The organism is Crossiella sp. CA198 (assembly GCF_052078295.1).
In the GTDB taxonomy this organism is placed as follows: Bacteria; Actinomycetota; Actinomycetes; order Mycobacteriales; family Pseudonocardiaceae; genus Crossiella.
This window is the reverse complement of record NZ_JBQJIM010000021.1, coordinates 15357-40150: the sequence shown is the minus strand read 5'-3', so window position 1 is coordinate 40150 and position 24794 is coordinate 15357. Positions and strand designations below refer to the sequence as shown.

19 protein-coding genes are annotated in these 24794 nt (G+C 69.8%); 4 read left to right on the top strand and 15 right to left on the bottom strand.

What is annotated here, in order from left to right; translation table 11 throughout:
* Window positions 1–31: 31 nt before the first annotated feature.
* Window positions 32–5611, bottom strand: coding sequence for an SdrD B-like domain-containing protein (locus ACTOWY_RS31550; RefSeq protein ID WP_441313253.1), 5580 nt, complete (start codon window positions 5609–5611; stop codon window positions 32–34).
* Between the two features lie 426 nt (window positions 5612–6037).
* Here ACTOWY_RS31550 and ACTOWY_RS31545 point away from each other — a divergent pair, with 426 nt between their 5' ends.
* Window positions 6038–7135: an NlpC/P60 family protein gene (locus ACTOWY_RS31545; protein ID WP_441313252.1), complete on the top strand. Its 1098-nt coding sequence runs from the start codon at window positions 6038–6040 to the stop codon at window positions 7133–7135.
* Between the two features lie 53 nt (window positions 7136–7188).
* Window positions 7189–7968 carry a proteasome subunit beta gene (prcB, locus tag ACTOWY_RS31540; protein WP_441313251.1) on the top strand — a complete coding sequence of 260 codons (780 nt, stop codon included), beginning with the start codon at window positions 7189–7191 and terminating at the stop codon, window positions 7966–7968.
* A gap of 838 nt (window positions 7969–8806) precedes the next feature.
* Here prcB and ACTOWY_RS31535 read toward each other — a convergent pair.
* The 14 genes from ACTOWY_RS31535 to ACTOWY_RS31470 form a co-directional block, all read right to left on the bottom strand.
* Window positions 8807–9634 carry a nitroreductase/quinone reductase family protein gene (locus ACTOWY_RS31535; protein ID WP_441313250.1) on the bottom strand — a complete coding sequence of 276 codons (828 nt, stop codon included), beginning with the start codon at window positions 9632–9634 and terminating at the stop codon, window positions 8807–8809.
* Window positions 9635–10007: 373 nt separating this feature from the next.
* Window positions 10008–11756: a hypothetical protein gene (locus ACTOWY_RS31530; protein ID WP_441313249.1), complete on the bottom strand. Its 1749-nt coding sequence runs from the start codon at window positions 11754–11756 to the stop codon at window positions 10008–10010.
* A 76-nt stretch (window positions 11757–11832) separates the two neighbouring features.
* On the bottom strand, window positions 11833–13833 hold the full coding sequence (locus tag ACTOWY_RS31525) for an AAA family ATPase (protein WP_441313248.1): 2001 nt from the start codon (window positions 13831–13833) through the stop codon (window positions 11833–11835).
* Between the two features lie 166 nt (window positions 13834–13999).
* Window positions 14000–14401: a hypothetical protein gene (locus ACTOWY_RS31520; RefSeq protein WP_441313247.1), complete on the bottom strand. Its 402-nt coding sequence runs from the start codon at window positions 14399–14401 to the stop codon at window positions 14000–14002.
* 21 nt (window positions 14402–14422) lie between these two features.
* The gene (locus ACTOWY_RS31515) at window positions 14423–14827 is read right to left on the bottom strand and encodes a hypothetical protein (protein WP_441313246.1); all 405 of its coding nucleotides are present in this window, start codon (window positions 14825–14827) and stop codon (window positions 14423–14425) included.
* A gap of 19 nt (window positions 14828–14846) precedes the next feature.
* Window positions 14847–15314: a hypothetical protein gene (locus tag ACTOWY_RS31510; protein WP_441313245.1), complete on the bottom strand. Its 468-nt coding sequence runs from the start codon at window positions 15312–15314 to the stop codon at window positions 14847–14849.
* A gap of 20 nt (window positions 15315–15334) precedes the next feature.
* On the bottom strand, window positions 15335–15844 hold the full coding sequence (locus ACTOWY_RS31505; protein ID WP_441313244.1) for a hypothetical protein: 510 nt from the start codon (window positions 15842–15844) through the stop codon (window positions 15335–15337).
* Between the two features lie 140 nt (window positions 15845–15984).
* Window positions 15985–17013, bottom strand: a complete 1029-nt coding sequence (locus tag ACTOWY_RS31500) for an ABC transporter permease (protein ID WP_441313243.1) — start codon at window positions 17011–17013, stop codon at window positions 15985–15987.
* Window positions 17010–18545, bottom strand: coding sequence for a sugar ABC transporter ATP-binding protein (locus ACTOWY_RS31495; protein WP_441313242.1), 1536 nt, complete (start codon window positions 18543–18545; stop codon window positions 17010–17012). Before ACTOWY_RS31495 ends, ACTOWY_RS31500 begins: the two co-directional genes overlap by 4 nt.
* Window positions 18546–18557: 12 nt before the next feature.
* Window positions 18558–19517: a sugar ABC transporter substrate-binding protein gene (locus tag ACTOWY_RS31490; RefSeq protein ID WP_441313241.1), complete on the bottom strand. Its 960-nt coding sequence runs from the start codon at window positions 19515–19517 to the stop codon at window positions 18558–18560.
* A 40-nt stretch (window positions 19518–19557) separates the two neighbouring features.
* Window positions 19558–20634 carry a LacI family DNA-binding transcriptional regulator gene (locus ACTOWY_RS31485; protein WP_441313240.1) on the bottom strand — a complete coding sequence of 359 codons (1077 nt, stop codon included), beginning with the start codon at window positions 20632–20634 and terminating at the stop codon, window positions 19558–19560.
* Between the two features lie 120 nt (window positions 20635–20754).
* Window positions 20755–21666 carry a VOC family protein gene (locus ACTOWY_RS31480; RefSeq protein ID WP_441313239.1) on the bottom strand — a complete coding sequence of 304 codons (912 nt, stop codon included), beginning with the start codon at window positions 21664–21666 and terminating at the stop codon, window positions 20755–20757.
* A gap of 180 nt (window positions 21667–21846) precedes the next feature.
* Window positions 21847–22395 carry a snapalysin family zinc-dependent metalloprotease gene (locus tag ACTOWY_RS31475; RefSeq protein ID WP_441313238.1) on the bottom strand — a complete coding sequence of 183 codons (549 nt, stop codon included), beginning with the start codon at window positions 22393–22395 and terminating at the stop codon, window positions 21847–21849.
* A 107-nt stretch (window positions 22396–22502) separates the two neighbouring features.
* A complete protein-coding gene (locus ACTOWY_RS31470; protein WP_441313237.1) occupies window positions 22503–22856 on the bottom strand; it encodes a hypothetical protein in 354 nt (117 codons plus the stop codon).
* Between the two features lie 48 nt (window positions 22857–22904).
* On the opposite strand from ACTOWY_RS31470, the gene ACTOWY_RS31465 reads away from it, so the two are divergent.
* Both ACTOWY_RS31465 and ACTOWY_RS31460 read left to right on the top strand, forming a co-directional pair.
* Complete coding sequence (locus ACTOWY_RS31465; protein ID WP_441313236.1) at window positions 22905–23858, top strand: o-succinylbenzoate synthase; 954 nt, start codon at window positions 22905–22907, stop codon at window positions 23856–23858.
* Between the two features lie 70 nt (window positions 23859–23928).
* On the top strand, window positions 23929–24705 hold the full coding sequence (locus ACTOWY_RS31460; RefSeq protein ID WP_247758495.1) for a DeoR/GlpR family DNA-binding transcription regulator: 777 nt from the start codon (window positions 23929–23931) through the stop codon (window positions 24703–24705).
* Window positions 24706–24794 lie beyond the last annotated feature (89 nt).

The following is a 24794-nucleotide window of genomic DNA, read 5'->3' as shown; positions in this document are numbered from 1 at the left end:
CACCGTCCCGGTTCGTCACTCGGTCAGCGGATCAGCTGCGGCGCCTCCGTTTCCGGAAGGAGCCCGCCACCAGGCCGGTGCCGCCCAGCAGGAGCAGCAGGCCCCAGGCGAGTAGCGGCGCGGTTTCGTCACCGGTGTCGGCGAGCTTGCCGGTGCCCGGCTTGGCCGCGTTCACGGTGAGATCGACCGTGTCGGTGTTGTTGGCCAGGTTGGTTTCCACCTGTCCGTCAAGGGGTTTGGTGGTCGCGGTGCTCACCAGCGAGGTCCCTGGGGTCTTCGCGGTGGTCACCACCGTCACCGGCGGCGTCTTACCGCCCGGCAGCAGCACGTCCGGCCGGGTGCACACGACCTCCTGGCCGTTGACCTGGCAGGTCCAGCCGTCCCCGGTCACCGAGGTGATGGTCAGGCCCGGCGGCACGGTCTGCCGGTATTCCTGGCCCTTGACCGGGGTGTTGCCGGTGTTGCTGACCACGCCGGTGTAGGTGACCTTGTCACCGGGGTTGGCGGTCGGCTTGTCCACGGTGAGGTCCACCGCGAGGTCCGGCTTGGCCTTGACCAGCCCGGCGTCCACATCGGACCGTTGGCTGATCTTCCCGTCGGTCACCGCGATCACGATGGCCGGGGTGCGGCCGGTCGTGAGGTCCGGATCCGACCCGGTGCCATCGGTTCCCTTGCCCGCCACCGTGAACGCCTGTCCCGACGGCAACTGGAAGGCAGCCTGGTAGCTACCGGCCGGAACATCGGTGAACCCGTATTTGCCGTCGGCCCCGGTGGTGGTCTTGGCGACCTCGATTCCCTTGTCGTCCAACAGAATCACTGTCACCCCGGTGACGCCCGGCTCACCCGGGTCCTGCACGCCGTCGGCGTTGGTGTCCGACCAGACGAAGTCGCCGATCGCACCGAGCTGCTCACCGAAGTCGGCCTTGCCGGTGCCACCCGCGGGCACGGTCACCTTCACCTCGTTCGGCGTGGTGGTGCCGTAGCCGCCGGGCTGGGTCTCCCGCACGGTGTAGTCACCGGGCGGCAGGCCAGGGAAGGCGTAGTTGCCTGCGGCGTCGGTCTTGGTCCGGCCGACCTCCTTGCCGTCCTTGTCCAGCAACACGATCTCGGTGCCGGACAACCGCTTCGACTCAGCCGGGTCGATGACCCCGTCGCCGTCGGTGTCCACCCACACGGTGCCGGTGATCGCGGCCCCGACCTCGCCGAAGTCGTACCCGGTGGCGGCATTGCCGTTGGGCAGCGTCAGCTTGATCGAGTCCGGCGGCACCAGCGTGCCACCGGCCGAACCGAGGGCGTCCTTGCCGTCGGTGTAGTCCGCGGGCTGGGTTTCGGTGATGGTGTAGTCGCCGCCGAGCAACCGCTCGAACAGGTAGTCGCCCTTGGCGTCGGTGGTGGCGGTCTTGATCGCCCCGTCCGGTCCGGTGAGCGTCACCTTCGCGCCGGGGATGCCGGGTTCGGACGGGTCCTGGACGCCGTTGTCGTTGGTGTCCACGTACACCGTGCCCGCGATCGAGGACCGCTTCTCGGTGAACACATACCCGCTACCGCTCTGGCCGGGCGTCAGCGTGATCCCGGTGAAGGTGTCCGGCTGCTGCGGCGTGCCACCGGCGGAACCCGGGGTGTCCGGGCCGTCACCGAAACCGGGTGGCTGGGTCTCGGTCACCGTGTAGGTGCCGGGCGGCAGGTTCGGGAAGGACCAGGTGCCGTCCGACTTCGTGACCGTGGTGGTGGTCTTGCCGTCCTTGTCCGTCAACGTGATCGTCACGTTCGGGATCGGCGTGCCGTCGTCCTCCACGACCTTGCCGGAGATCCCGGCCGGGGGCAGCTCACCGAAGTCGTAACCGGTAGCCGCGGTCCCACCGGACAGGCTGATCGCGGTGACCGTGTCGTTGCCGACCGTGCCACCCGCCGAACCCGCCTTGTCCTTGCCATCCAGGTAGTCCGTCGGCTGGTTCTCCTTCACCGCATAGATTCCGGACAACAACCGGTCGAAGAGGTACTTGCCATCCACATCGGTGGTCGCCGTCTTGCTGACCGGCTGCCCGTTCGCATCCGTGCCGGTCAAAGTGACCGTGGCACCGGCAATCGGGGCCTCACCGGCATCCCGCACGCCGTTGTTGTTGGCATCGGCGTACACCTGCCCGGCGAGCGAGGACCGCTTCTCGGTGAACACGTAGTTGGTGCCACTTTGCCCAGACGTCAACGTGATCCCGCTGATCGTGTCCGGCTGCTGCGGCGTGCCACCGGCGGAACCCGGGGTGTCCGGGCCATCGCCGAACCCAGGCGGCTGGGTCTCGGTCACCGCGTAGGTGCCCGGCGGCAGGTTCGGGAACGACCAGGTGCCATCCGGCTTCGTAGTAGTGGTGGCCGTCTTGCCGTCCTGATCGGTCAACGTGATCGTCACACCCGGGATCGGGGTGCCGTCGTCCTCGACCACCTTGCCGGAGATCCCGGCCGGGGCAAGCTCGCCGAAGTCGTAGCCCATGCCCGCACTGCCCGCGGGCAGCTTGACGTCGGCCACCTTGTCGTTGCTGACCGTGCCACCGGCGTTACCGGCCTTGTCCTTGCCGTCCAGGTACCCGGCGGGCTGGGTCTCGGTCACGGTGTAGTTGCCGGACAACAGCTTCGTGAACTCGTAGTAGCCGGAAGCATCGGTGGTCGCGGTCTTGGTGACCGGCTGCCCGTTCGCGTCCGTGCCGGTCAAAGTGACTGTCGCGCCACCGATTCCGGTCTCGCCACTGTCCATGACACCGTTGTTGTTGGCGTCCACGTAGACGTGCCCGCCCAGCGTGGACCGGGTTTCCTTGAACACGTAGTCGGTGCCGCTCTGCCCAGGCGTCAACGTGATCCCGCTGATGGTGTCCGGCGGTTGTGCCGTGCCACCAGCAGATCCCGGGGTTTCCGGGCCGTCGCCAAAGCCGGGCGGCTGGGTCTCGGTCACCGTGTAGGTGCCCGGCGGCAAGTTCGGGAACGACCAGGTCCCATCCGGCTTCGTAGTAGTGGTGGCCGTCTTGCCGTCCTGATCCGTCAACGTGATCGTCACACCCGGGATCGGCGTGTTGTCATCCTCGATCACCTTGCCGGAGATCCCGGCCGGAACCAGCTCACCGAAGTCGTACCCGGTAGCCGCCGTCCCGCCGGGCAGGCTGATCGCGGACACGGTGTCGTTGCCGACCACGCCACCCGCCGAACCCGCCTTGTCCTTGCCATCCAGGTAATCCGCGGGCTGAGACTCAGTCACCGCATAGGTGCCGGAGAGCAGCCGATCGAAGCTGTACTTGCCGTCCGCATCCGTGGTCGCCGTCTTGCTGACCGGCTGCCCGCTCGCGTCCGTGCCGGTCAAAGTGACTGTGGCACCGGCAATCGGCGCCTCACCGGCATCCCGCATACCGTTGTTGTTGGCGTCGGCGTACACCTGCCCGGCGAGCGAGGAACGCTTCTCGGTGAAGATGTTGCCGGGCGCGTTCTCACCGGGGTCCAGGGCGATGCCGACGATCTTGTCGGGTTCGGTGGGCGTGCCACCGCCCGGCCCTGCGGTGTCGGGCCCGTCGCCGAATCCCGGTGGCTGGGTCTCGGTCACCGTGTAGGTGCCCGGCAGTAGGCCGGGGAAGGACCAGGAACCGTCCGAAGTGGACGTTGTGGTCTTGCTGACCGGGTTACCGTCGGAATCGGTGCCGGTCAACGTGATCGTCACACCCGGGATCGGGGTGCCGTCGTCCTCGACCACCTTGCCGGAGATCCCGGCCGGTGGGAGTTCGCCGAAATCATAGCCGGTGGCCGCCTGGCCGAGGGCCAGGTTGACCGCGGTGACCGTGTCGCTGCCGACCGTGCCACCCGCCGAACCCGCCTTGTCCTTGCCGTCCAGGTACCCCGTCGGCTGGGTCTCGGTGACCGCGTAGGTGCCGGGCCGCAACCGGTCGAAGGTGTAGGCGCCGTTGGCGTCGGTGGTCGCGGTCAGGCTGACCGGGTTGCCCGCGTCGTCGGTGCCGGTGAGCTTGACGGTCGCGCCCGGGATCGGGAGTTCAGCACCATCACGGACGCCGTTGTTGTTGGCGTCCACGTAAACCTGGCCGGCCAGGCTGCCGGTGGGCAGTTCGGCGAAGTTGTTGCCGGGACTGGAACCGCCTGGTGGCAACGTGATCAGGAAGGTGTCGTTGCCGCTCGGGGAGGCGTTCGTGCCCGGTGTGTCCTTGCCGTCGTGGTAACCGGGTGGCTGGGTTTCCTTGACCTGGTAAGTGCCAGCGGGCAGGTTCGGGAAGGAGTACTTCCCGTCCGCGCCGGTGGTCGTGGTCAGGTTCACCGGGTTCCCGGCCAGGTCCTGACCGGTCAACGTGACTGTGGTACCGGCGATTCCGGCGTCATCGGGGGCGTTGAGCATCCCGTTGTCGTTGCGGTCGCTGAACACCGTGCCGGAGATGGTGCCCAGTGGTGGGCGATAGCCGAAATCCGCGGTGAGCACGTTCTGCCCGGCTTTCAGGTCCACCGTGGTCTTGTTGTCCTTGGTGGCGTCCGGATCCCCGGTCTGGGTGTATCCGGCGGGCAGGGTGGTCGGGTCCACCCGCACGGTCCAGTTGAACGCGGGCAGCTGGTCGAACAGGTACTTGCCGTTGGCGTCGGTGGTCGCGGTCTGCACCACATTGCCTTGTGGGTCAAGGAGTTGCACCTTGGCGCCGCCGATGCCGGGCTCACCGGGGTCCTGCACGCCGTCGCCGTCGACATCGGTGTAGAGGGTGTCGCCGATGCTGCCGATGCCCATGCAGGTGGTGAAGAAGTTGAGCCGCACCGCGTGGCTGTCCGAGACCGAGCTGGCCGGGGCGGTCAGCGGCGGGATCGGCGGCGGGTAACTGGGTCCGGCCTCGGCCGCCACATCGTCGGGGCCGTTGGAGTAGGCCAGCACGAACTCGGTGACCGGCTCGTCGGTCTTGCCGCGCAGGGTGCCCGCGGCCGCGTCCGGGGTGACATCGCCGTTGGTGTTGAGCTGGTAGGGGCCGCCGACCGCGGTGCCGCCGGTGATCACCGGGCGGGCGCCGCCTGCCGGGGTCAGCGTGACGCCCACCGGCAGGCCCTGGCGGTTCGCGGTGAACCGGATCTGGTCCTGGAAGGAGTTCCAGGGTTCCTCGTTCGGGGAGGCGCCCAGGCCGGCGTAGTCGATGTCGCCGACGGAGAAGTTGGGCAGCAGCACCGGATGGGAGAACTTGAACCGGAACGTCATGGTGTCGCCGGCGTTGAGGCTGTTCATCTCGATGGTGAGGAAGCCCGCGCCGAACGCGCCGTCGGTTTCGGTGTAGGTACGCGGATCCCAGCCGAACAGGGTGCCGTTGGAATTGGCTTCACCGGTGTCCTGCAACGGGTTCGAGTCGTCGCCGTTGCGGTTGGCCGGGTCGCTGAGGCTGATGTTGAGGTCCAGGCCGGAACCGGCGATGTTGGTCGCCGAGGTGCTCATCGAGTTGCGTGGCCAGCGCACCGCGCCGTTGGCGCCCCAGGTGATCGGCACCGCGGTGGTGCCGGTGGGACAGACCGGCGGCTGTGCCTGCGCCACCGGTGGGGCGATACCGCCGCCCGCGACGGTCAGTCCGCCGACCAACAATGCCGGAGTGATCCCCGCGGCCACCCTGCTCCGCCAGCGTCTGTGCCGCCGGCCTTCACCACTGGACACCGAGATCCTCCCGTACGCTCACCACGCCACGGACGGCGCGCCGGGACGATCATCGGGGCTGCTAAACCAGTCCTCGCCTGGAGAACCCCGAATGGGGAACGCATTCGCCTTGTCTGATTACCGTGAAGCGGGGACCGCCCACCCCGGATTGATGAACGAATTCACTGGGTAACCAAGTTTCCCGAGCAACAACCGGGCCGGGTCCACAGTGGACCCGGACTGGCGCGAACGGATGAAACACGCCCGGCGCGAGCAGGGTCCGCCCAGCAGTCGACGGCGGGCTGTGCTAACCCTGGCCACGCACAGCGACCGCAGTAACGACGAGCACCGCGGGGAGACCACCGAATGCCGTCTGGCCGAGTCGGGGCGCGTTTCGCCCTCATGACCATCGGAGTGGCCACGCTCGTGTCGGCGCCGACCGCGGCCCTGGCCGCACCGGCCGACCAGGGCCCGGCGGCCACACCGCCGGTGGCGCCACCAGTCGCGCCGCCCGCGCTGGCCCCCGTGCTCACCCCGGCCGACCAGCCGGACGCCCTGGCCGCCGAGGCACTGGCCAGGGTCGCCGAGACACAGCGCAGGCTGACCGCGGTCGAGACCGAACTGACCCGCTTCGATCAGACGCTGCGCGCCGGTGACCTCAAGGCCGCGCGGCTCGCGATCGGCGGTGTGGAGAAGCTCTGCGCCGACCCGTTGCCCGCGCTGCCCGCGCAGGCGGTACCGCAGGACTGGGCGGGGGTGGTGGCCGCCTCCGCGGACCGGTTGCAGCGGGAGCACCTGCGTCGCCGGGAGGAGTTGTGCGCGAGCCTGCCCCAGCTCGCGGGCCGGCTGGCCGAGGCGCAGCTGCGGCAGCGGATGGAGCGGGTGGCCGCGGCGCTGCCCGCGCTGAAGGCGGGTAGCCGGGACGCCGAGTCGGTGGGGCAGCTCAAGACGCTGCTCACCAAGGCCACCGGCGCGAAGCTGTCCCCGAAGAACCCGTCCTACGGTCCGAGCACCACTGCCGCGGTCCGTGAGTTCCAGGCCAAGCGGTCACTGCCGGTGACCGGCCGGGCGGACAAGCTCACCTGGCGGGAACTGCTGGTGGCCAACGGTGGCCCGCTGACCCCGGCGGTCTTCAGCGGCAAGGCCGCGCCGACCGAGCGGGCGGCGGCCGCGGTGCGCGCGGCGCTGAGCCAGCTCGGGCTGCCGTATGAGTGGGGTGCGGTCAAGCCGGGTGAGAGCTTCGACTGCTCCGGCCTGACCAGCTGGGCCTACCGCCAGGCGGGTGTCACGCTGCCCCGGCACTCCACCGACCAGGCGGTCGGTTCGCCTGTCGCGCGGGAGGACCTGCGGCCGGGTGACCTGATCGTGTGGCAGGGGCATGTGGCGATGTACGTGGACAAGGGCCGGATGATCGAGGCCGGTGACCCGGTGCGGCTGACCGCGCTGCGCACCAGCAACGTCGGCATGCCCTTCCTCGGGTTCTTCCGGCCCACCGCGTAGGAGCGGGCCCTGTCGCTTGTCCAGGTAGGCCACCGTGCGCTTAGCTGATCGACATGGCCGACTCCTCGTTCCTCCGCCACCTGTCGACCGAGGCCCCGCACCTGCTGCCCTGGCACCAGGTCCCGCGGCGCAAGGTCAACGCCCCGCACGGCACCACGGTGCTCGCGGTGGTCTTCGACGGTGGTGTGGTGATGGCCGGTGACCGCCGGGCAACGGCAGGAAACCTCATCGCCCAGCGCGACCTGGAGAAGGTCCGCCAGGCCGACGAGTACTCGGTGGTCGCCTTCGCGGGCACCGTGGGCATCGCGGTCGAACTGGTCCGGTTGTTCCAGGTCGAACTGGAACACTACGAGAAGATCGAAGGCGTCTCGCTGACCCTGGAGGGCAAGGCCAACCAGCTCAACTCCATGGTCCGCGGCAACTTCGGCCTGGCCCAGCAGGGGCTGGCGGTGGTCCCGCTCTACGCCGGTTTCGACCAGACCCGCGGCGAGGGCCGGATCTTCGGCTACGAGATCATCGGCGGCCGCACCGAGGAGAAGAACTACGCGGCGGTCGGCTCCGGCTCGATCTTCGCCACCAGCTCCCTGAAAAAGCTGTTCCGCCCCGGCTTCACCGAGGCCCAGGCCGTACGCGCCTGCGTCGAAGCCCTCTACGACGCCGCCGACGAGGACACCGCCACCGGCGGCCCCGACCTGACCCGCAACATCTTCCCCGTGGTCGCGGTGGTCACCGCCGACGGCTACCGCCGCTACGCCGACGAAGAATCCGCCACCATCGGCCACACAGTCGTCACCGCCCGCACCACCACCCCCGGCGGCCCCCAAAGCCTGTAACCCCCACCGAGTGTTGGCCGAACTCGTACGGCGAGTTGGCCGTTATGGACGGCGAGTTGGCGGTTGTCGTACGCCACGTTGGCCGTTGTGGGACGGAGCGGGGGGTGTGGTTGGGGGTGAAAACCCCACGACGAGGGCTCTCGCGTGTTCTCCGTACGGCCTGGAGCATGCAGACCGCGCCTCGCCGAGTGGCCCCTGCAACCTGCCGCCGCCCGGCCCTCGGAGCCGCAACGGGGGCCGCTCGGTGAGGTGTGGTTGGCTGGCGGAAGGCCGTGCGGAGAGCACGCGAGCCCTCGGAGCCACGCTGGAACCGGCCCCGGCAGCCCAAACCCCGCCCCGCAACCTGCTCATGCCGGGGTTTGATCTGCCCCACCCCTCCGGTGGTCTGCCCGGCCGGCGAGGCCATCCTTTTTTGATCTTCGGGTGGACAGTCAAGAGCGAAGATCAAGATCGTCCTCGCCGGACGGGCAGGAATCAAAGGATGGGGGGAGAAGATCAAGGGCAAAGAGCAGTGTTCGTGTGCGGTTCCCCATCCCCGTCAGCCCTCCGATACCAAACCACATCTCACCGAGCGGCCCCCGTCGCGTTGGGTTGCAGGGCGGCGGCAGGTTGCAGGGGCCACTCGGTGAGATGCGGTGTGTCCTCTCCAGGCTGACGGGGATGGGGAACCGCTCGGGGAAAGTTTTCGAAAAGCCACCCCCGCTGCCCGTCCCGGGCTTCGCCCGCTCGCAGCGGCCTATGGCGTACAACAACGGCCAACGTGCCGTACGACAACGGCCAACTCGGCGTCCGTAACGGCCAACTCGGTGTACGACAACGGCCAACACGCCGGTGGGGGTTAGGACATGGCTACTTGTAGGACTGGGATTAGCTGGGCTTCTTCGTAGTCGAGGTGGTTTTCGAGTTCGGTGGTGAGGCGTTCTACTTCGGCCAGGACTAGCTGGGGGTCGGCGTCCACGTTGTCCAGGGTTTGCTGGAGTTCGGCGGTGAGTTCGGCGATGCGGACGTGGTCTGAGCGGAGTCGGTCGATGGTGGGCTCGAACTCGGGGTACTTGTCGGCGAGGAAGGGGAAGATCGCCATGTCCTCGCCGGTGTGGTGGTTGCGCAGGCCCTGGCACAGGGTCAGGCAGTTGATGCGCAGTTGCACGCCCAGGGTGCGGCCGGACTTGGCGAACTCGGTGCGGATCAGGGCGAGTTCGCGGCGGAAGGCGTTGTGCACCTGCTTGAGCGCCTCGGACGCGGAGCCGGCGTTCGGCGGTCCGCCGGAGGTCGCTTCCAGGATGACCACCGGGATCACCCGGGTGGTCTTGGACTGGTACTCGGCCCAGCCCTCGTCGGCCTCCACCGCTCGGGCGAAGGCTTGGTCGCGGTCCGCGCCGGTCAGCACGGTGGCCTTGGCCTCGTAGGTGAAGACGCCGTCCTCCACCGTCAACTCCGGGGTGGCCACCAGGTTGTGGAACCAGTCGGGGTGCTTGGGTGAGCCGCCCGCGCTGCCGATGATCAGGGCGCGGCCGTCGCCGTCCGGGTAGTAGCCGACGGGGTTGGTGTGCGGCTTGCCGGAGCGGGCGCCGGTGGTGGTGAGCAGCAGCCGCGAACCCTCGAAATAGCCGCCGACACGGCCGTTGTTGGCGCGGAACTCCTCGATGACCTGCTTGTTGAAATCCATTATTCTCCATTCTTCAGGCATGACTGATAGCCGCTCGTCGGAACGAGCGGAAAGCGAATGTGGGCAGCCGTCAGCGCGACGGGTGCTTGAGTTTTTTGACGCGCGTCAGCGCATCGGGTGTTGCGGGTGTTACGGCGGAAGGCGCACGTCAGCGCAGCTCAGAGCTGGGGGTGCGCGAAGACGACGGGATAGCACACCGTCGTGGGATGTAGCGGAAATGGGTGGCGGGCTCCTGGCCCACCCTGGCCTCACGCGGAGGCCGGGAACCCAACTCGGTAGTGGCTCAAGGCCGACCCGGCAGTCACGGGAAAGACCTTAACCCGCGGCAGGTTGTTCAGGCAACCGGGTGTGATTCGGAATCGGATCGGCGGGGTCACTCCAGGGAGAAGATGTACACGTCGTCGTCCACTCGCTTGCCGACGATGTTCAGCTCCCCCAGCGGCGCCGACCTGGCCCGCTGGAACGCCGGGTTGTTCCGTGGCCGGTTGTGCACCACCACGGTGCGCACGCCCAGCTGCCGCAGGTACGCCGCGCTCGCCGCGTCCGGGAAGTTCTTCGTCCGCTGCCGCAGCTCGTCGGTGATCTTGGGCAGGAAACCGCTGCCGCCGTTGGCCAGCACCGGGAAGCCGTCGGTGGAGAAGAACATGGTCTGCTGGTCCTCGATCTGGTCCGAGGGCAGGATCAGCGCCGGGGAACGCAGGATGCGCATGGCCACCGGCGAGGTGGGGACCTCGGGGTGCGCGGTGCGGTTGGCGCCCTCGGTCAGCACCAGCAGCGCGGGCAGCAGCAGGGCGACGCTGACCAGGGGTCGGTTGCGCCGCGGGGCGCGTTCGCACAGGTAGGTGACGCCGCCGGCGGCGAGCAGGCCGAGTAGCAGGGTGGTCCAGACGACCAGGCGGCTGGGGGTGCGGATGGCGTCCCAGGCCGGCAGGTAGTGGTAGAGCAGCAGGTAGGTGTACTCGCCGTCGCCGAAGACCTTGGTGCCCATGGCGAGGATCACCGAGACGGCGGTGCCGACGGTCAGCCACACCCGGGTCTTGCGGGACCACGCGGACACGGTCAGGCCGAAGACGGCCAGGGTGATCAGGATCAGGCCGACCAGCAGGGTCATCTCGGCGGGCGCGGCCAGGCCTTCGCGGCCGCGTTCGCTGACATCGCCCCAGATCGCGGATTCGTTGGGGGCCAGGAAGAAGCCGTACCAGGGCGGGCTGTGCACGTCGACGTCCCACAGGCTGCGGCGGGCGTCCGGGTTGGCCGTGAGCACCCGCAGGTAGGGCAGGCCCATCAGGATCGAGGTCAGCGCGAAGGCCGCGCCGCCCGCGACGTCGAAGCTGAACAGGCGGTTGCGCAGCGGCGGGCGGCCGGTGGTGAACCAGCGGATCACCGAGACCAGCACCACGCCGGCGAGCACGTAGGCGAAGGGCAGGCCGATGCCGAAGCCCAGGGTCATCTGCCAGGCCGCGACCAGCCAGCCGGCCAGTGCCCAGCCAGGGCGGACCCGGTCGGGCCGGTAGCCCTCGCGCAGACTGAAGCCGTGGCCGCGGGCCAGCATGGCCAGGGCCAGCGCGATACCGCCGGTGGACAGGATGTTCAGGTGGCCGCCGTGGGCCAGTCGCCACGGCGCGAAGGCGAAGGCGAAGCCGGTCACCGCGGCGCCCTGCCAGCTCGCGCCCAGCTGCCTGGCCAGCGCGTACCCGCCAGCGCAGGCCAGCGCGTAGGCGAGGATGAACAGCAGGTTGTACCGGACCAGCGCGGCCACCGGGCCGTTGCCGATCAGGCCTGCCGGGGCGTAGCCGAGCAGGCTGTCACTGAAGGCGAGCGCGTCCTTGGCCGGGAAGAAGGCGTTGGTCTGCCACAGATTGCCCGGGTCCGACAGCAGCGCGTGACCGTTCCAGGCGACCTGCCAGGCCTGCAGCAGCGGGTCGGCGGTGTCCTGCGGGATGGTGTCGGTCAGCCCGGCCAGCGTGGGCCAGGTCAGCACGATCGCGGCCAGCAGCGAGAACCCGGCGGCCAGCACGGGTTCCCTGGTCAGCCAGTGTTTCAGCCGGACACCGAAAACCGCCCCCGCGTGAGGGCGGTCGGTCAGCAGCGCGGTCCTCGACCGTTGGTTTTCGTCCACCACCGTGAAAGACGCTCCAGCATGTGCTCTAGGTTGCCCTGATCGACAAACCTTACTGGTGCGCGCGGTCGCGGCGTGCTCACGCTGCTTGGTTGGCCCAGTGCCACAGCGAGTCGCAGAGCCGGTCCAGCCCGGTGGCCAGGTGCCTGCGGTAGGTGCTGAACGGCAGGCCGAGCCGGGCGGCGGCGGCCTCCCTGGTGGCGGTGCCGGTGACGAAGGTGACCACCAGCGCGCGGTGCGCCTTGCCGCAGTGCGGGTCGGCGGCCAGGCCCTCGATGGCCGTGGTGAGCACCTCGCGCAACGCCTCCTCGGCGCGTCTGCCGCAGTGTGCGGCCAGCAGCCGGGTGCGCACCAGCGCGCTCGATGCCAGCGCCTCGGGCCGGTGCAGGGCGCGGACCGCCTCGCGCACCGCCTCGTCGAACTCGGCCCGGCACAGCACTCCGGCCTCGGCGGGTGCGGTGCCCTCCAGCAGGCGCTGGTCGGCCGCTGTCAGCCACTGCTCGGCCGGGCGGTCGCGCCAGTCGTGGGCGTAGAGCGCGAAGCGCCGCCCGCCGATCTCCAGCGGTTCGCCTGCCGGGGGCTGTTCGCTCTCGGTCATCCAGCCCCGCCACGGCTCACCGGCCTCGGCCACCAGGTAGGTCCAGGCCAGCCGCTCGCCGCGGAGCATCTCGGCCAGCAGCCGCCACCGGATCAGGTCCCGCGCCGGGCCCGCGCCGCGATGTCCGGTGCGGAGCATCGAGAACCGGGCCAGGCCGAGGTGCTCGCCCTCGCGGAGCGGGCTGGTGGACTCGGCGTGCCGCCAGGCCGCGGCCACCACCGGGTCGGCCAGCTCAGCGGGTTCCGGCCGCAGCAGCCGCAGCCACGCGGTGAGCCCAACTAGGTCGCCGGTGTCCGCGCAGCGGAGCACCCGGAACGCGCCGGGCTGCCTGCCCAGCCACCACTGGACCCGCTCCGCCTCGCCGGTCGACTGGGCCAGTTCCAGCACGTCGTGCTGGTCGCGTTCCTGGCAGGGCGTCTCGATCACCTCGCCGTCGCGGCGCCACTGGTGCTGGTAGGACGGGACCCCGCTGTCGCGGTAGAGGTAACGCAGTGCGGCGGCCTCCCGCAGCACGGTGGCGGGCGAGGCGGCGCGCACCCGGACCAGGGCCTGTCCGCGCAGCCGCCGGTGCAGGTCGGCGAATCCGGCCGGGTCGCGCCAGCGCAGGTCGGCCGACAGCACCGCGCGCACCACGTCGTGCGGCGCCAGCCCGTACCGGCCGGCCGAGACAAAGGGCAACCGCCGCAACCACTCGAACAGCGGGGCCGCGTCGTGCTCGGGCAGCACCGCGCGCAGCAGGCCCTCGGTGGTGCCGTACGCCCTGGCGCAGACCTCCAGGGCCCTGCGGTGTGCCGGACTGGGCACGTCCCCGGCGAGCAGGTGCGGCAGCAGGGCCGAGGCCACGGCCTGTTCGGCGAGGCCGCTGTGCTCGGGTTCCCGCATCGCGATCCCGCCTGCCAGGCTCAGCGCCAGTGGATGCCCGCCGGCGAAGCGGGTCACCGCGGCCCACCGGGTGTTCGGCACGCCCCTGGCGGCCAGCAGTTCCTCGACCGCGGGCGCGGGCGGTTCACCGAGTTCACGCACGCCCAGCACCTGGTTCCAGCCGGGTGCGGCGGTCCAGCGCGGATCGGGCGCGCACCGCCCGGCGATGACCACCAGCGCGGTCACCGGCAACTCCGGCAGGAAGGACTCCTGCAGCCAGGGCGCGAGGTGCTGGCAGTCCTCGAAGGCGTCCACCAGCAGCACCGCGGCCGGTTCGGTCCGCGCGGTCGCGGCCAGGCGGAGGAAGCCCTCTGGCGAGCCGCCGGCGTCGCCGCCGAGCACCTCGAACACCGGACGGCCCCGGTCCGCGGCCAGTTCGGCGTAGTTGCGCAACAACGTGGACTTGCCGATCCCGCCGGGCCCGTGCAGGAACAGCACGACCGGGGTGCCGGTCTGGCCGTCGAGCATGGCGGTGAACTCGGCGAGTTCGGCTGCGCGGCCGAAGAACTCACGCTTGCGCTTGTCACGCAGGCGGTCGGCCAGCACCGTGGGGCGGTTCATGGGCTGAGGTAAGCACCGCGAAGGCCCCGGCGGCGAGAGGCCGGGCTGATCCGGTACTCCAGGTGAACTCGAAGCGCACTCCCGGACCCCCCATTCGTGCATTGTGGACAGTCCTGGAAAGCGCTTGCGGGGTGCGACCCGATTGGGCCACACCCCGCGCGGGCGGTCAGCGGGCGTGGAAGTTGACCTTCTCGCCGTCCCGGTCGAAGACCCCGTAGAAGGCCCAGTTGCGGTAACCGCCGTCACCCTTGTGCTCGAAGTAGCCGCGCCCCTTGAACACCACCCAGTGGAAGGTGGACGGGGCCCAGTGCTCGTTGCACGCCATCGCCTGCTTCTGCCCCTGCGAGACAACCCCCTCGAACCAGGAGTTGGCCCGCGCGGAGTCCTTGTAGACGATGATGTTGTTGCTCCGGTCCGCGCCCCAGCCCTGCAGTTCGTCGATCTTCTTGCTGAGGTCGCAGGTGTGCAGGTACTCGTCGGCGAACCCGGTCGCGGGCGCGGCCACGGCCACCGTGCCCACCAGGGCGAGTGCGGTCAGCACCTTGACGCCGATGCTCTTGACGCTCATGGTTCTCACTCCGATCAGGGGTCAGCGGGGGAAGAAGCGGACGGTTTCGCCGTCGCGCTGGAAGTTGCCGACGAAGGCCCAGTTGCGATAGCCGCCGTCGCCCTGGTGCACGAAGGTGCCTTCCCGGAACGCGGCCCAGAAGTAGTTGGAGTGCTGCACCGTGTTCTTGCACTCGTGGAAGTTGGCGAAGTCCTGCGCGGCCACGCCGTGCAGATCGCTGCTGGCGCGGGCGGATTCCTTCCAGACGATGATGTTGTACTGGTTGTTGGTGTCCCAGCGCTGGAGTTCCTTGACCTTCTCGCTGAGGTCGCAGGTCGGGAAGCCCGCGGCGGCGGCCTCGGCCGCGCTGGGCAGCGTCATGGTGAGGGTGGCGGTCCCGGCGGCCACCACGGCGGCCAGGGCGGCGAAACGGTGAGTGATCTTCATGTTTCTCGCTCCTCCTGGCTCAGGGCCTGCGGAATTTGACGGTGCCGCCGTTGCGGTCGAACCAGCCGCGGAAGCCCCAGTTCTGATAGCCGCCGTCACCCTGGTTGACGAACGTGCCGCTGTCGAAGACCCAGAGCCCGTAGAAGACGCCGTCGAAGTCGACGTTGGCGTACACGGCTTTCCCGTCGAGCTGTTCCTGATAGTTGTTGGACAGGTTGAACAGCAGCACGTTGTACCGGCCGCCGGTCTGCTCGAAGGCGACGTCCACCGCGCGGCGGACGAACTTGTCCCGGTCCTTCTCGTTGACCTTGCTCAGCTCGTGCGCGAGCTTGAATCCGTTGCCGGTGTGGTCGGTGTGGATGGTGACCGACGGGGAGGTCTGCACCGAGGTCACCGCGGCGGTGTCGGCCAGTGCGGGTGTGCCGGCCACGCCCAGCAGGGCCAGTGCGGCCAGTGGCAGGGCGGCGAGCAGCTTGTTGATCTTCATGGCGAGAGGCTCCTTCTCGCTCACGGCTTGTGGAAGTTGACGGTGCCGCCGTTGCGGTCGAACCAGCCGCGGAAGGCCCAGTTGATCCAGCCGCCGTCGCCCCGGTTCACCACCGTGCCGGAGTCGAAGACGTAGATGTGGAAGTCCGGGTAGGCGTCGCTGTGCACCCGCGCGTCGTAGACCTTGCCCTGCAGGTTCACGTCGTAGGGGTGGTCGGCCTTGATGACCAGGACGTTGTAGCGCTCGCGGGCGTCGTAGAAACCGCCCTCCATCAGGCTTTTCACGTAGCCGCCGCGGTTCTGGTGCGTCTTGATCGCGTCGGCCACGATCCCGTAGATCTTGGTGGTGATGTCGACGGTGTTGGTGAACACGTCGATCTTGATGCCGGACGCGGCGGCGATGCTGGCCGATGACTGGCCTGCGGCGACCTGCGCCGGGCCGGCGACCGCGGTGGCGCCGGGCAGCAGCACACCGCCCACGGCGGCGGCGCCGAGCAGGGCCGCGGTCACCCGCTTGCTGACGATTCCCATTAGTACTCCCCGATTCTGGCCCGGCCGGGGTGGCTGGGCTTGGGGAAATACTGCGTCGGGAAGCGGCTCACTCCCCAGACCGTTCACGGCCCGAAGAGTGCTCACCTGTGCTCACCGCGCTCGCGCGGCGAACGGCTCGGTCAGACGGTGATGACCGAGTTGAGGCGGGTGGCCACCCGGCGGCGGTAGGCGTCCAGCACCACCGCGACGATGATCACGCCGCCGGTGATCATGGTGCGCTGGAAGTCGGAGACGCCGAGCAGGATCAGGCCGTTGCTGAGCACGCCGAGCAGGCAGGCGCCGAGCAGGGTGCCGATCATCGAGCCGCGGCCGCCGGTGAGGCTGGCGCCGCCGATGACCACCGCGGCGATCGCGTTCAGCTCGTAGCCGTTGCCCAGGATCGGGCTGGCGATGTTGAGCCGGGCCATGTAGACCACCGCGGCGAAACCCACGCACACCCCGGCGATCACGAACACGCTGACCTTGATCCAGCCGGTGCGGTGCCCGGCCAGCCGGACCGCTTCCTCGTTGGTGCCCACCGCGTAGACCAGCCGCCCGAACACGGTGCGGCTCAACACGAACCAGCCCAGCGCGACCAGGGCCAGCGCGACCACGAACACCGCGGGCAGGCCGAGGAAGGTGGCGGTGCCGAACAGGGTCAGCTCGCGCGGCAGGTTGTAGATGGTCTGCGCGCCGGTGTATTCCTGGGCCGCGCCGCGGGCCACGTAGAGCATGCCCAGGGTGATGATGAACGAGGGCACTTTCCAGCGTTCGGTGACCGCGCCGTTGACCAGTCCGCACAGCGCGCCGACCAGCACCGCGGCCAGCACGCCCAGCAGCAGGCCGGTGCCGGGGCTAAGCGCGTCCCAGGTCATCAGGCTGCCCGCGACCACGGCGGAGAGGGCGAGCACCGAGCCGACGGAGAGGTCGATGCCGCCGACGAGCACCACGAAGGTCATGCCCACGGCCAGGATGGTGTTCAGGGTGATCTGGGTCATGATGTTGCGGATGTTCTGGCCGGTGCCGAACTGCGGGGCGAAGGCGAGGAACACCAGCACCAGCACCAGCAGCGCGACGCCGATCCCGGCCTCGCCGAGCACCTGGCCCAGCACCTTGCTCCGCGAACGCTCCGGCGCGGTGGGTTCGGTGGTCGCGACGTCGGTCTTCAACTCGGCCCGTCCTCTTCGTCGGTGCTGGTCAGGTAGCCCGAGTAGGCCATGGCCAGGATCTTCTCCTGGTCGAACTCGGTGCGGGTCAGCTCGCCGGCCAGCCTGCCGCGGGAGAGCACCAGGATGCGGTCGCAGAGGCCGATCAGCTCGGGCAGGTCGGAGGAGACCACCAGCAGGCCCTTGCCGCCCTCGGCCAGTTCCAGCAGCAGCCGGTGGATCTCGTAGCGGGCGCCCACATCGACGCCGCGGGTGGGTTCGTCCACGATGAGCACGCCGGGGTCGGCCAGCAGCCACCGTCCTAACAGGACCTTCTGCTGGTTGCCGCCGGAGAGCGCGCGCACGGCCTGCCGGACGCCGGAGGTGCGCACGCCGAGCCGGTCGACCAGGGTGCCGGCCACCTGGTCCTCGAGTTTTCCGCTGCGCAGTCCCCAGTGCGCCACCAATGGCAACGCGGCCAGGGAGGTGTTGGCCGACACGGTCATGTCCAGCAGCAGGCCCTGGTCCTTGCGGTCCTCGGCCAGCATACCGAGTCCATTGTGGACTGATCGGGTGGGGCGGCCGTTGGGGATGGGCTTGCCGCACACCAGGACCCGTCCACCGGCGCGGCGGTCGGCGCCGTAGAGCGCGCGCACCGCCTCGGTGCGGCCGGAGCCAACCAGCCCGGCCAGGCCGACCACCTCGCCCGCGTGCACCGCGAAGTCCAGTTCGCCAGCGCCGCCGTGCACCCGCAACGCTTCGGCGCGCAGCAGTTCGGCGCCGGGGGCGCGCGCGGTGGCCGGACGCGGCGGGTACTCCTCGGCGAGGTCGCGGCCGACCATCAGCCGCACCAGTTCGGTCGCGCCGACTCCGGCGGCGGCGCGGGTGGCCACGGATTTCCCGTTACGCAGCACGGTGATCCGGTCCGCGATGGCCAGCACCTCGGCCAGGTGGTGGGAGATGAACACGATCGCGGTGCCCGCGGCGGCCAGTTCCCGCAGGATGCCCAGTAATCGGGCCGATTCGGCGCCGGTGAGCGCGGCGGTGGGCTCGTCCAGCACCAGCAGCCTGCTGTCCGCGGCCAGCGCGCGGGCGATCTCCACGAGTTGCCGGGCGGCCAGGCCGAGCCTGCCGACCGGGGTGCGCGGGTCGACCCGGAGGCCGACCCGCGCCAGCGCCGTGACCGCGTCCTGGCGGATCTTTCGCTTGTCCACCAGGCCGAATCGGCGGGGCAGGTGCTCGAAGAACAGGTTCTCCGCCACCGACAGCTCGGGCAGCAGCGCCAGTTCCTGGTGCACCACCCGGATCCCGGCCCGCAGTGCCGCGGCCGGGCTGGCCGGATGGTGCGGCGCGCCGTCGAAGGTCATCTCGCCGCCGTCCGGCGTTTCCATCCCGGACAGGCAACGGACCACAGTGGACTTGCCGGCCCCGTTCTCCCCCACCAGCGCGTGGATCTCGCCGGGCGCGACGTCCAGGTCGACACCGGCCAGCGCGATCACGCCGGGGTAGCGTTTGCCGAGTCCGCTCAGTCGCAGCAGCGGTTCCCCCTCGAGCACCCCTGCCCCGCCTCAGCCGACGTTCGTCTTGGTCTTGACCTCGACCGGGGTCTTCTGCCAGCCGGTGACCTTCTCGCCCTTGACCATGCGCACGGCCTGGTCGATGCCGCGGGCGGCCTGGGCGGAGGCGAACTGCTCCACGGTGGCCACCACGGAACCGTTGAGCAGCAACGGCTTGATCGCCGGGATGTTGTCGAAGGAGACGACCTTGACCTTGCCTGCCAGGTTCTGCTCCTCGATCGCCTTGACCGCGCCCAGCGCCATGCTGTCGTTGGCCGCGAGCACGCCCTTGACGTCGGGGTTGGCGGTCAGCAGCGCGCCGAGCACCGAGTGCGCCTGGTCGGTCTCCCAGTTCGCGGTGCGCGAGGCGGTCAGCACCATGTTGGTCTGCTGCACGGCGTCCTTGAAGCCCTTGACCCGCAGCTCGCCGTTGGCCGCGCCAGGGATGCCCTCCAGGATGATCACCTTGCTGCGGGCGCCGATGGCCTTGCCCAGCTCCATGCCGGCCAGCCGGGCGCCCTCGCGGTTGTCGGGGCCGACGAAGGGCACGTCCAGCCCGGCCTGACGCAGTGCGCCCGGCTCCAGCTCGACGTCGATGTTGACCACCTTGATGCCGGCGTCAACGGCCTTGCGGACCGAGGCGACCAGTGCGGTGGAGTCGGCGGGGGCGAGCACGATGGCGTCGACCTTCTGCGTCACGCACTTCTCGACCTCGGCGACCTGACCGTCCACATCGGTCTCGTTCGGGATGCCGCTGGCGATCAGCTTGATCCCGCCCTGGGCCTCGACGTGTTCCTGAGCGCCCTTCTGCATGGTCTTGAAGAACTCATTCGCCAGGGACTTCATCACCAGGCAGACCTTGGGGTCACCACTGGGCGGGGGCACGGTCAGGCCGTTGCTCTCCTGCCCGCAGGCGGCCGCGGTGAACGCGACGACGGCCGCGACGGCGATGACAGAGGCTTTCCTCGGCACGGACGAACTCCTTGTGGGGCTTCGCAGATAATGGCTGTCGTTACTCAGCGCTCGGCGTGTGGGGCAGGGGTACGGCGACCGGCGACGCGGGGGCCGAGCAGCCGCCGCCGGCGGGATCAGGGCAGCCGCAGGAACCGCGGCGCAGCAGGGATACGGGCAGCACGATCCGTTTGCCGACCGGGTTCTCCTTGTCCAGCAGGAGTCGCACCGCGGTCCGGCTGAGTTCGGCGATCGGCTGGCTGACCGTGGTCAGCGCGGGCACCGGGTAGGCCGATCCCGCGATCCCGTCGAAGGAGGCGATCGCCAGGTCTTGCGGCACGCGCAGACCGAGTTCCAGCGCGGCCCGCAGCACGCCGACGGCCTGCTCGTCGCTGGTGACGAAGAAGGCGTCCGGGCGCTGCGCCGCGGACAGTCCGGAGAGCAGTTCGGTGGCCGCGGTGTAGGCCGACATCCGGCCGAAGGGCGTGTGCAGCAACGGAAGTCCGTCCGGATCCACCTGCGCCGCGAGCAACGCCGACCGCCAGCCGAGCACGCGGTCATCGGTGGGCGAGGCGCAGTGCGGCCCGGCCACGCAGGCGATCCTGCGCCGCCCGTGTTCCAGGAGGTGGGTGACCGCGGCCCGGGCGCCGCCGATGTGGTCGGCGACCACGGTGCCCGCGGCCAGCCGGGGCAGTTCGCGGTCCACCAGCACGCAGCGGACACCCGAGCTGACCAGGTCGTCCACGCACTGGGTTGGCGCGCAGGCCGGGATGAGCATGAGCCCGTCCACCTTGCGGTCCAACAGGATGCGGACCTGTTCGGCCTCGCGGTCGGGGTCTTCGCGTGAGTTGGCCAGCAGGAGGGAATGGCCCGCGGCGAAAGTGTCCTCGGCGATCTGGGCGGCGAGTTCGGCGAAGAAGGGGTTCGCGTTGTCGGGCACGAGCAGGCCGAGGGTGCGGGTCCGGCTGGTGCGCAACGACCGGGCGACCGCGTTGGGGCGGTAGCCCAGCTCGTCGATGGCGGCCAGCACCCGGTCCCGGGTGGCCGGGGCGACATTGCGCGGACCGGCGTTGAGCACGTAGCTGACCACCGACTCCGAGGTGCCGGCGAGCCTGGCGACATCGCGCCGAGTGACCACGGAACGCTCTTTCAACTCGTGTTGATGACCCGGGGAACGAGATCACGGATTGGTGTCGGAGCGCAAGTTACACAGAGGGAAACCCTACGACCGGAGGACTCGGCTGGGTCGGGAGGGGTCTTAGGTCAAAGAGCAGTGCTCGTGCGGTTTCCCACCCCCGCTGCCCGTTGCGGGCTTCGCCCGCCGGTCCACAACGGCCAACGTGGCGTACGACAACGGCCAACACGCCGAGGGCTTGAAACCCCGCCCGGCGAGTTGGCCGTTGTGGACGGCGAGTTGGCCGTTGTTGTGCGCCGGGCGGGTTGGCGGGGTTAGCGCGGGGGGGTGGACGCAGAATTCGTTGCCGTCTGGGTCTGCGAGGACTACCCAGTTCGTGTCGCCCTGGCCGATGTCGATGCGCTTGGCGCCCAGGGCGAGCAGGCGGTCGACTTCTGCTTGCTGGTCGCCGTCGGCGGGGGTCAGGTCGAAGTGGACCCGGTTCTTGCCGAGTTTGGGGGCTACGGGCGGGCCGCCCCAGGTGATCTTGGGGCCGCCGTGCGGGGCGCGGATGGCGGTTTCCTCGTCCTGGTCCCAGACCAGGGGCCAGTTCAGGGCCTGGTGCCAGAAGTAGCCGACCTGCTGGGTGCCGTCGCCTGCCAGGGCGCCCAGGAAACCGCAGTCGGCGAGGAAGTTGTTGCCCGCGGCGATGACGCAGAACTCGTTGCCTTCGGGGTCGGCCAGGACCACGTGGGTTTCCTCGGGGAGCTGACCGATGTCCAGGTGGCTGGCGCCGAGTTCGAGGGCTCTGGCGACTGTGTGTTCCTGCTCTTCCGGGGACTGGCTGGTCAGGTCGAAGTGGTAGAGGTTGGGGCCGTTCTTGGGCTCTTCGGTTGGCTGGAAGCGGAGAGTGAAGCCGGTGTCGTCGTTGGGGAGCAGGGTGGGGCCAGTGTGCGGGTCCTCGGCCAACTCCCAGTTCAGGACGCCTGCCCAGAACCGGGCGAGGCGGAGGGGGTTGTTCGCGTCGAAGCAGAGCGCCTGGAGGTTACTGGTCATCCCGCTCCGCACCTCCGATCTGTTGGCTTATCGCCGCAGGTGGGGCGCGTTTCCCGCGCCCGCGGGGAGCGCAACGCTAAGCGCTGGCTGAGCGGGGCGCAAAAGATTTGTGCGGGGTCCCGCATACCGACGGCCCGGACCGCGTGGCGATCCGGGCCGTCGGTGCTGGCGCGCTGGGGGTTACGCGGCGGCCAGCTCCCGGTCATACACCGTGGACCTGATGTTCGGGTTGCTGAAGCCGCCCGCGAACAGCTGGTTCACCCGCGCGGCTTCCTGCGTGTTGGGGTTGGGGTTGCGGCAGGACGTGCCCGCGCTGCCGCCGGACATCAGCTGGGAACAGACGCCGTTGTAGTTGTCCGGCAGGCCCAGGATGTGGCCGATCTCGTGCGTCATGATGCGCAGGGCGTAGTGGCCCGCGTTGACGTCGTTGCGGTCGATGTAGACCAGGCCCCGGCCCAGCCCTTGCGGGTAGGCGCGGCTGCCGCCGCCGACGGTGACCCGGATGGTCATGGTCGCGCTGCCACCCGCGACCAGGCGGACGTTGGGAACGCGCTGGTTCCAGATCTGGGCTGCCTGGTCCGCGGTGCCGCGGTACTCGCCGGCGCCGGTGGCGTTGTAGTACACGGTGCGGGCCTGGGGCGCGGCGATCGCCGACGGGGTCAGGCCGATCAGGGTGATCAGGGACAGCAGGGTGGCTGCCAGGATGCCGAGCAGACGTTTGGCTGACATGGGGCTCCTTGCTGAGCAGGGGTCGCAAGAAGTCGCGCAGGTCGGGCAGGGATGCAGTCGATTGCGCGATCGAATTCAATTTAAGTCGCGCAGGTGGGGGTGGGTTATCAGAGTTGGGTATCAGCGCTGGTGATGGCGGTGAGGTGGTCGGCCAGGTCGGCGCACTGTCGCGGGGACAGGTGCAGGGGCCAGGTTGCGGTGGGGAGGGTGGCGGTGAGGGTCACGCCTTGCGGCGCGGGGGCCACCGACAGCGGGCCGAGGGTCACGGGGGTGGCGGCGCGCAGGGCGGCGGCCAGGGTGCTGGTGTCCTCGGGGGTCAGCGCGAACTCGTACTGCCGGGTGCAGCCCAGACGGAGCAGGAACTCGCCCTCGGGGGTGCGTTCGAGCTGGCCGGTGCTGGTGCCGCCGTCGTCCTGGGCGGTCCAGGTCCGGTAATACGTTGGCAGGTCCCGGGTGCGCATCCCGCACAGTATTCGGGTAGGACTGTCCATTGGCGACCCGGAGGTGCCGTGCACGTCTACTCGATCCCGCTGCGCACCCGCTTCCGCGGCATCACCGTCCGCGAGGGCCTGCTGCTGGCGGGGCCAGCCGGCTGGGGTGAGTTCTGCCCGTTCGAGGACTACGACGACGAGGTGTCCGCCCGCTGGCTGGCCACCGCGGTGGAGGCGGCCGAGGTGGGCTGGCCCGCGCCGGTGCGGGAGCGGATCCCGATCAACTGCACGGTGCCGGTGATCCCGGCCGAGCGGGCGCGTGAGCTGGTGGCGTCGTCTGGGTGTGGCACGGCCAAGGTCAAGGTGGCTGATCATCCGGACTCCCTGAACGAGGACCTGGAGCGGCTGGCCGCGGTGCGGGACGCGCTGGGGCCCGCGGGCAAGATCCGGGTGGACGCCAACGCGGTGTGGGACGTGGACACCGCGGTGCGCTGGATCCGGGCGATGGCCACGGCGGCGGGTGGGCTGGAATACGTGGAGCAGCCCTGCCGGACCGTGGAAGAACTCGCGCTGGTGCGGCGGCGGGTGGACGTGCGGATCGCGGCGGACGAGTCGATCCGGCGGGCGGCCGACCCGCTGCGGGTGGACGTGCGGGAAGCCGCCGATGTCGCGGTGATCAAGTGCACGCCGCTGGGCGGGGTGCGGCAGGCGCTGCGGGTGGCCGAGGCGACCGGGCTGCCGTGCGTGGTGTCCTCGGCGCTGGAGAGCAGTGTCGGACTGGCCGCGCAGCTCGCGCTGGCCGGGGCGTTGCCGGAACTGGATTTCGCCTGCGGGCTGGGCACCCTGTCCTTGTTCACCGGTGATGTGGCCCGGGAGTCGCTGCGGCCGGTGGACGGATTCCTGCCGGTGCCGAGGGTGGCGCCGCGGCCGGATCCGGACCTCCTGGAGACCTACGCGGCCGCGCCGGACCGGGTGCAGCACTGGACCAGGCGGTACGAACGAGTCCGGGCGGTCCTGAACCGGCCACGCTGAGATACCGAAACGGCCAAGACCCGGGTGTCGGTGGGTGCTGCGACCGAATGTGTCCGTTTACGATCACCCCGTGTTCGCTGACGAGCGCCGACAGGTGATCCTGGAGCTGGTTCGCTCCAATGGCGCTGTCTCGCTGCGCGAACTCGCCCGGATCGTCAAGACCAGCGAGGTCACCGTCCGCCGGGACCTGCGCCAGCTGGAGGGCGAGGGCCTGCTGACCCGGCGCCACGGCGGCGCGGTGGCCACCGACCGGCCGGCCTACGAGCCAACACACACCGAGAAAACGCACGTGGCCAGCGATGAGAAGGCCGCCATCGCCGACCTCGCCGCCGAACTGGTCTCCCCCGGCGACGCCATCGTGCTCGGCGCGGGCACCACCACCCAGGCCCTGGCCCGACGACTGTCCCGGCTGGCCGAGCTGACCGTGCTGACCAACTCGCTGCTGGTCGCCCAGGCACTGGCCCGTTCCCGCGGCATCGAGGTGATCATGCCGGGCGGCACCCTGCGCGGGTCGATCTTCGCCCTGGTCGGCACCGCCGCGGAACGCGGACTGGCCGGGCTGCGGGTGCAGCGCGCCTTCCTCTCCGGCAACGGGCTCACCGCCGCGCGCGGGCTGTCCACCCCCAATGTCTCGGTCGCGGGCACCGACCGGGCCATGGCCTCGGCGGCCGACGAGATCGTCGTGCTGGCCGACCACACCAAGATCGGCGTGGACACCATGGTGCAGACCGTGCCACCGGAGTCGATCACCCATCTCGTCACCGACGGGGCCGCGGACGCCGCCGAACTGGCTGCCCTACGCTCACTCGGCGTTCTGGTGCACGTCACCGGGACAGAAACCACATAGTTATGCAAAAGCTGACGAAAACCGATCACATTCGTTCATAGTGACCACCGATCCAGGGGCAACTGGTCGATTTCCGCCCAGTCCATGAT

Bases quoted from the DNA above. Each gene is read 5' to 3' on its own strand.
- ACTOWY_RS31545 (WP_441313252.1), top strand. From the start codon at position 6,038: ATGACCATCGGAGTGGCCACGCTCGTGTCGGCGCCGACCGCGGCCCTG.
- prcB (WP_441313251.1), top strand. From the start codon at position 7,189: ATGGCCGACTCCTCGTTCCTCCGCCACCTGTCGACCGAGGCCCCGCAC.
- ACTOWY_RS31535 (WP_441313250.1), bottom strand. From the start codon at position 9,634: ATGGATTTCAACAAGCAGGTCATCGAGGAGTTCCGCGCCAACAACGGC.
- ACTOWY_RS31525 (WP_441313248.1), bottom strand. From the start codon at position 13,833: ATGAACCGCCCCACGGTGCTGGCCGACCGCCTGCGTGACAAGCGCAAG.
- ACTOWY_RS31520 (WP_441313247.1), bottom strand. From the start codon at position 14,401: ATGAGCGTCAAGAGCATCGGCGTCAAGGTGCTGACCGCACTCGCCCTG.
- ACTOWY_RS31515 (WP_441313246.1), bottom strand. From the start codon at position 14,827: ATGAAGATCACTCACCGTTTCGCCGCCCTGGCCGCCGTGGTGGCCGCC.
- ACTOWY_RS31510 (WP_441313245.1), bottom strand. From the start codon at position 15,314: ATGAAGATCAACAAGCTGCTCGCCGCCCTGCCACTGGCCGCACTGGCC.
- ACTOWY_RS31505 (WP_441313244.1), bottom strand. From the start codon at position 15,844: ATGGGAATCGTCAGCAAGCGGGTGACCGCGGCCCTGCTCGGCGCCGCC.
- ACTOWY_RS31480 (WP_441313239.1), bottom strand. From the start codon at position 21,666: ATGACCAGTAACCTCCAGGCGCTCTGCTTCGACGCGAACAACCCCCTC.
- ACTOWY_RS31475 (WP_441313238.1), bottom strand. From the start codon at position 22,395: ATGTCAGCCAAACGTCTGCTCGGCATCCTGGCAGCCACCCTGCTGTCC.
- ACTOWY_RS31470 (WP_441313237.1), bottom strand. From the start codon at position 22,856: ATGCGCACCCGGGACCTGCCAACGTATTACCGGACCTGGACCGCCCAG.